Annotated in this window: 5 protein-coding genes; all 5 read right to left on the bottom strand. The window is 61.6% G+C overall.

The features are described from left to right. Positions 1–378: 378 nt before the first annotated feature. The 5 genes from DWV58_RS09580 to DWV58_RS09600 all read right to left on the bottom strand — a co-directional run bounded on the left by DWV58_RS09580 (position 379) and on the right by DWV58_RS09600 (position 6,778). Entirely contained in the window at positions 379–3,192 is a 2,814-nt protein-coding gene (locus tag DWV58_RS09580; protein ID WP_369831629.1) for a phosphoenolpyruvate carboxylase, read from the bottom strand. 257 nt (positions 3,193–3,449) lie between these two features. Further along, entirely contained in the window at positions 3,450–4,763 is a 1,314-nt protein-coding gene (hisS, locus tag DWV58_RS09585; RefSeq protein WP_117640032.1) for a histidine--tRNA ligase, read from the bottom strand. Between the two features lie 304 nt (positions 4,764–5,067). Beyond that, positions 5,068–5,283 (bottom strand): hypothetical protein, encoded by a 216-nt coding sequence (locus DWV58_RS09590; RefSeq protein WP_117640030.1) that lies wholly within the window; start codon positions 5,281–5,283, stop codon positions 5,068–5,070. Between the two features lie 10 nt (positions 5,284–5,293). Continuing rightward, complete coding sequence (locus DWV58_RS09595; RefSeq protein ID WP_117640028.1) at positions 5,294–5,476, bottom strand: hypothetical protein; 183 nt, start codon at positions 5,474–5,476, stop codon at positions 5,294–5,296. Between the two features lie 3 nt (positions 5,477–5,479). Further along, entirely contained in the window at positions 5,480–6,778 is a 1,299-nt protein-coding gene (locus DWV58_RS09600) for a M20 family metallopeptidase (RefSeq protein WP_117776933.1), read from the bottom strand. Positions 6,779–6,901 lie beyond the last annotated feature (123 nt).

Here is a 6,901-nt window from a genome sequence, read left to right on the forward strand (position 1 = left end):
GGCCCGCAACAGTCATAAGGCGAGAAGCGCCAAATGCGCCACCGAGATAAACCCCATCCAAAACGCGCGTAGCGCACTTTATTTTCATCAGCTTTAATCCCCGAAGACCGAGGACGAAGGGACCCGATGGGTTTCCCTCCGAATGCATTCCGCAGCACGAAGCCCTTTCCAAACGCGCGAAGCGCGCCATTATTCCCCCAGCAGTAATCCGCCGAAGACCGGACATCGCAGGGCCCGCCATCAGTTTACTTTTAGGCACACTCCGCAGGACGCAAGAAGCCCTCGCCGCACGAAGTGCGCAGCGAGGGCTTCTTGCATGTCCGAGGACGTGCCTAAAAGTAAACTGATGGCGGGCCCGGACGACTACAGGGCTATCGATTACCCCGTGTTCTGCAATCCTGCCGAGACGCCAGTCACAGTCGAAAGAATCAGGCTCATGTACTCGGCCTTCTTCTCCTCGGCCATCTCGTCCTGGTTCATACGCACCTCACGAAGGGCGCGGACCTGGGCGATGGACAGGGCGTCGACATAGGGGTTACGCACGCGAACGGCGCAGCCGAGCACGCGACGACGCTGCAGCGGCCACTCGTCACCGACGATGGCAAGGACCCACTTACGCGTGAGCTGCATCTCGGTGAAGACCTTCTCGGACAAATCCTGGCGATCGCCCAGGTGTAGATACATCTTGGCAATGCGCTGATCGGTCTTAGCAATCGACATCTCGATGTTGTCGATGAACGTGCGGAAGAACGGCCACTCCTGGTAGGCAGCCTTGAGCTGGTCAAGGTCACCAAGCTGCTCGCAGGCGGTGCCCAGGCCGTACCAAGCGGCCAGGTTAATGCGTGCCTGGCTCCAGCTGAAGATCCACGGAATGGTACGCAGGTCGTCGAGCGACTTGGCGCCCAGGCCGCGCTTAGCGGGACGCGAGCCGATCGGCAGCAGACCGACTTCGGTCAGCGGCGTCACGGTCGAGAACCACGGTGTAAAGTCCTCGGTGTTCAGCAGGTCCAGATAGCGCTCGTGGCTTGCAGCGTTAAGCTTCTCGGCCATATCCCAGAACTTCTGCGTGGTCTCTGTGTTGGTCTTCTCGACACTCGGGGCCGACTGCAAAAGCGTTGCGGCGGCAACGGACTCAACATGGCGCTGAGCCAGCGTGCGGTTGCCGTAACGGGCAAAGATGACCTCGCCCTGCTCGGTGAGCTTAAAGAAGCAGTTGACCGAACCCTTGGGCTGCGCCAGCACGGCCTTGTTGGCCGGGCCGCCGCCACGGCCAACGGCACCGCCGCGACCGTGCATGAGCACCAGGTCGATATCGTTCTTCTCGGCCCACTTGGCAATGCGCTCCTGCGCGGAATGCAGCGCGAGCATGGCCGTGGTAGGACCGGCGTCCTTGGAGGAGTCGGAATAGCCCAGCATAACCTCCATGCGGCGGTTGGTCTGGGCAAGACGCTTCTGCACCACGGGCAGCGTAAGCATCTGGTCGAGCACGTCGACGCAGCCCTCGAGGTCCTCGAGCTGCTCGAATAGCGGGATCACGTCGAGCTCGGGGACATCTTCCTCGTGTGCGAAGGACAGGTGGGCCAGCTCGAAGACGTCAGCCACATGCTGGGCGCTCTTGGTAAACGAGATGATGTAGCGGTGCGCCATCTTCTTGCCGTAGCGCTTTTGGATGGAGCCGATGGCACGGAAGGTATCGATGACTTCGCGCGTCATGGGCTGCAGGTCGCCATGGATACCGTTCTCGTGGATATCCTTGAGGGCGCGGGCATGCACCACGGAGTGCTGACGGAACTCCATCTCGACCATATGGAAGCCGAAGGACTCGACTTGCCAGATGATGGTCTGGACCGGGCCGTAGGCGGCACGGACGGCACCGCAGGCGGCCAGCGAACGCTGGACGACGCGCAGGTCATCCAGGAACTCGTCGGCGCTGTGGTACATGGTGTCGGTGATACGGCGCACGGTGGCGTTCAGACGGTCGGCCATGACGAGCATGACGGCGCGATGCGGCTCGTGCTCGGAGATCAGCTCGGCGCGGGCCGTGTACCGAGGGCTCATCTCGACCTGATGGTTCCACAGGTTAATGAGCTCGGCCGACGGCTTGCTGTAGGTAGCCTCGAGCGTGAGGTTGCGGCCGATGTGGCGGCACTTGTCCTCGAGCTTGAGCACCATGTGCGTAAAGTACTTGGCGGCGACCTCACGGCTCACCTTGGCGGTGACGTTGGGGTTACCGTCGCGGTCGGAACCGATCCAGCTGCCGGGATGGAAGAACGCCGGGCACAGCGGCGGCACAGTACCGGCCTTGTCGCCCAGCACCCAATCGTCAAAACGACGATAGATAACGGGGATAACGTCGAACAGCGTGTTATCGAAGATGTCGATGATGGTATCGGCTTCCTCGACCGGCGTGGGCTTCTTGAGCGCGATGGGGCTCGTACGCACCAGGGCGTCGATCTCCTGCAGCATATGGCGCTCGTTCTCCACCAGGTCGGAGCCGCCCAGACGCGGACGCTCCTCCAGCAGGTTGGAGATACGGCGGATCTTGCCCTCGACGGCCTTACGACGGGCCTCGGTGGGATGTGCGGTAAAGACAGGGTGGAACTCGAGCTTGTCGAGCAGCTCGTTGGCACCCTCGACACCCAGCTCATTCACCAGCTGGTGATAGGCAACGGTAAGCTCGTTGGCAGGATCGACCTCGGTATCGGTCGACGCACCGGCCTCGCGCTCGCGCAGCTGCGCCACACGGTAGTTCTCCTCCGACAGGTTTGCCAGATGGAAAAAGCTCGTAAAGGCGCGGACAATGACCTGCTGCTTATCGAGCGGCAGGCTGTCGATCAAATCGACGACCTCACGAAATGCCACGGCAGTGGGCTCGTCGGCGGTGGGCACGCCCTGCTCGTCGACGGCTTCGTCGGCAGCGCAGGTACCGGGGTTGCCGGCATTGACCACAATCTCGGCTGTCAAAATCTTGTCGAACAGGTCCGCGATCTCGGGATCATACTCGCTAAGCACACGGCGCTCCAGGCGCAAGAACAGCGCCAGATTGTCGCGCAGCTCCTCGGGGATCTCGATCTCGGCGAGACGCTCCCTGGACTCGGCATTCGAGCCGATTCGGTTAACGAGGCGGTTGACCACGGCAGCGACGCGCGCCGCGGCTTCGGGTACAGACTGGTTGCTTAGGTTCTCAGCCACGTTTCCTCCCATTCCTCCTTCTATGCACGTAACATGCGGTATTCATTATAGGCGCTTGAGAAATACTTTCGACACTGATTGCGCTTTACCACACAAAAGTATTTTCTGCATTGCAAAGGTTTTTGCCCTAAATGGTCGTATTTCTCGGTGGGCGGCATACGTAAACGGAGGCATTCCGCATAAAAGCGAAACACCCCCGTAACAATCGCTCTCCATGAGCAGGGCACGTTAGCAGGCCCGAAGCTCAAAAAGATGCGCTACAGGCGCTCGCGAACCGCCTCGACGACGTTGTCCAGATCGGCGAGCACCTCGTCATGGCTCTGCATGTCGCGCACTTTGACCTTGCCGGCGGCAAGCTCGTCGCCACCCAGGACCAAGATGAGCTTGGCGCCTACCTTATCGGCTTGCTTAAACTGGGCCTTGAGCGAACGACCCTGATAGTCGGCCTCGGTCACAATCCCTGCGGCGCGAAGCTCCTGCGTAATGGCAAAGACGTTCTGACGCAGCTCCTTGCCGGCGTTGGCGACATAGACGCACGGGGCCTCATCGGCACCCAAATCGCTGCCAAAGGCCTGCAGGGCCAGCAGGGCGCGCTCAAAACCGACAGCAAAGCCGACGCCCGCCGTGGGCTTGCCACCCTCGAGCTCGACCAGGCCATCGTAGCGGCCGCCGCCGCCGATGGAGCCGACGCCGGCGCCAGGGGCCTCGACCTCAAAGACAGTACGGGTGTAGTAGTCCAGGCCGCGCACCAAGGTGGGATCCTCGACATACTCGATACCGGCGGCATCCAGATAGCGCTTGACCTGCTCGTAGTGCTCGCGGCACTCATCGCACAGGTTGTCACCCATCAGCGGAGCCTCGGCCATGATCTCGCGGCAGTGGTCGTTCTTGCAGTCGAAGGCACGCAGCGGGTTGAGCTCGGCGCGCTCGCGGCACTCATCGCACATCTCGTCGGCGTGATCGAGGATGAACTGCTTAACCTGCTCGCGATAAGCCGGACGGCACTGGGCGTCACCCATCGAGTTGATGAGCAGACGAAGCTTGGAAAGATCGAAGCCCAGGCGCTTGTAGAACTCCATGAGCATGATGATGCACTCGGCATCTGCCGCCGGATCGGGAGCGCCGAGCCACTCGATGCCCACCTGGTGGAACTGGCGCAGGCGGCCCTTCTGGGGACGCTCGCCGCGGAACATGGCCTCGGCGTAGTACGCCTTAAACGGCGTGGAGCCCTGGGGCACCAGATTGTTCTCGACGACGGCGCGCACCACGCCGGCCGTGCCCTCGGGGCGAAGTGCTAGGCGCTGCTTGGGCTTGAGTTTGGTGTCGGTGCCCTCGGTAAAGACGCGCTCCAGGTTGGCACCGCTGAACACACGGAACATTTCCTTGCGCACGACGTCGGTCGACTGGCCGATACCGTGGACAAACACGTCCACCTGCTCGATCGCGGGCGTCTCGATGGGTTTAAAACCAAACGGCTCGAACACGCCGGCCGCAATCTGCTGCATCTTTTGCCAGGCGCGCATCTCGGCGCCGATAAGGTCGCGGGTTCCCTCCGCCTTCTGTGCCTGCATGGGCAAACACCTTTCTTTTGTATCGCGTCATAGGTAGTGGTCATTATACGGCACAAACTCAAACCGCGGCGGTGCATCTGACCGAACGAGGGTATGGGGACTCGTTCGGCCAGATGCACCGCCGCGACAGCTGATCCGCTTTCCTCCGACCCCTTCGGGTCACATGATCTGCTGGGGACGAAGGAAAGCGGACCGTCCTTTGACCTGCGGCGACCTTGGAAACCGAATGATGGTACGAGCATCCATTCGGCTCCCAAGACCGCCGCGGGCAGATCAGGGTGAGCCGGCAAACGCGGCAGCGCCCTTACTCTCCCGCCGCGCTCGCGCGCAGCTTGGCGGCAATGGGCTCGGATGCCAGCAGGAACACGAGCATGACCACGGAGCACGCCAGGCATACAATCCAGGTGCTCGCAAAGGAGCCCGTGGCATCGAACAGCACGCCCGAGACGATGGCGCCCACGGTGCCGCCGACCATCTCGAGCGAGGTAATGGTGCCCGCTGCCTTACCCAGGTCGGCCATGCCAAACTGCTTAGACGCAGCGATCGTGGGCGTTGGAGATGTTGTACTGCGCAAGAGAAATTCCCAAGTCGCTGACGATGAGCGGCTGGAACAGGCTCATGCAGTTGACGAAAATGGTGTAGCACGTGGCCATGATCACGAAGCCAGAGGCCACCACGAACCAGCCAGGGAAAAATTTACGTTGCTGGGACATGGATTACTCCTTGTGGTCCGCAATGTATCCGAGAGCGACGGCGGCATAAGCCGCGGCGCCGAGGGGAAGCTCGGCATCGTTAAAGCGCGCCTTGGGATGATGCTGGGCAAAATGCTCGTCCGTATCGGTCACGGCCGCGCCCACCGTAAAGTACGCACTTGGGATCTCGCTCGAGATAAGCGCAAAGTCCTCGCTCGCCATGGCGTGGAACAACGGCAGGAAGGCGGACTTGGGCAGCACCGCGCCCACGTAGCCAAGCGACGCCTGCGTCATATCGTCATCGAGTACGAGCGGGGGAACATCCGAGAGCGTCTCAATAGTCGCCGGCGTACGATAGGTCGTGGCAACGCCTTTGACGACCTCCGCGATGCGGGCCTTGAGGTGCTCCATGAGCTCGACATCGAAGCCACGCAGCGTTCCCTCGAGCACACAAGTATCAGGGATGACATTTGCGGCCTGACCGCCGGCGAACTTGCCAACGGTAAGCGCGACCTCCTTGGCCGCCGGCACTTCGCGAGCGATAAGCTCCTGAAGTGCCAGATGCACGTGCACACCCGCCGTAATGGGGTCGATGCAGATCTCGGGGCTCGAGCCATGGCCGCCCTTGCCCTGAAGCGTGATGCGAAAACCGTACACGCCCGAGAGCGCCGGGCTGCCGTAGAGCACCAGGCCAAGCGGCGACTGGCTATTGACATGCATGGCAAAGGCGGCCTGGGGACGCGGGTTCTGCAGCAGACCGTCGGCGATGGCGGCGCGGGCACCCTCAAAGGTTTCCTCGCCCGGCTGGAACAGCAACTTAACCGTGGCGTTGGCGTCGACAAGCGCAGACTCGCGGGCCTTGAGCAGGCGCGCCGCTCCAAGCAACGCCGTCGCGTGCATATCGTGTCCACATGCGTGCATGCAGCCGTTCGTAGAGGCGAAAGGCTCGCCTGACTCTTCGGCAACGGGCAGGGCGTCCATGTCGCCACGGAGCATGATGACCGTACCGGCCTGTTCGTCCGTGCAGACGCCATTGCCCTGGGCCGCGGCGGCACTGGCGCCGACAAGGCCCACGACACAGGAACCATCGACGAGCGTGGCAAATGGGATTTCCATCTCGGTCAGGCGCGCTTGAATATACGCAGAGGTCTGTGGGAGGCTATTACCCAGCTCGGGCACCTGGTGTAAATCGTGTCGCCACGCAGCGAGCTCGTCTGCAAAAGCCTGAGCTTCTGCAACGAGACCGTCACCGATAGCGGCCTGCGCCGCTGCGGTGGCCTTGGGCGCTGATTGCGGTTGAAGATCGGACTGAGCTGGTGCCATAAATGCCCTCCAGTAGCGTTTTTGCAGTAAGCACTTTGATAGCGTAAAGTGCAAGGTACAACTTTAAAGGCGAGGCATCAGAACCACCCTTAAAAAGGGTGGTTTGCTCTTAGGGTATAACCC

The sequence above is a fragment of the Collinsella sp. AF11-11 genome (genome assembly GCF_003465485.1).
Classification (GTDB): Bacteria; Actinomycetota; Coriobacteriia; order Coriobacteriales; family Coriobacteriaceae; genus Collinsella.

Bases quoted from the DNA above. Each gene is read 5' to 3' on its own strand.
- hisS (WP_117640032.1), bottom strand. From the start codon at position 4,763: ATGCAGGCACAGAAGGCGGAGGGAACCCGCGACCTTATCGGCGCCGAG.
- DWV58_RS09590 (WP_117640030.1), bottom strand. From the start codon at position 5,283: ATGGCCGACCTGGGTAAGGCAGCGGGCACCATTACCTCGCTCGAGATG.
- DWV58_RS09595 (WP_117640028.1), bottom strand. From the start codon at position 5,476: ATGTCCCAGCAACGTAAATTTTTCCCTGGCTGGTTCGTGGTGGCCTCT.
- DWV58_RS09600 (WP_117776933.1), bottom strand. From the start codon at position 6,778: ATGGCACCAGCTCAGTCCGATCTTCAACCGCAATCAGCGCCCAAGGCC.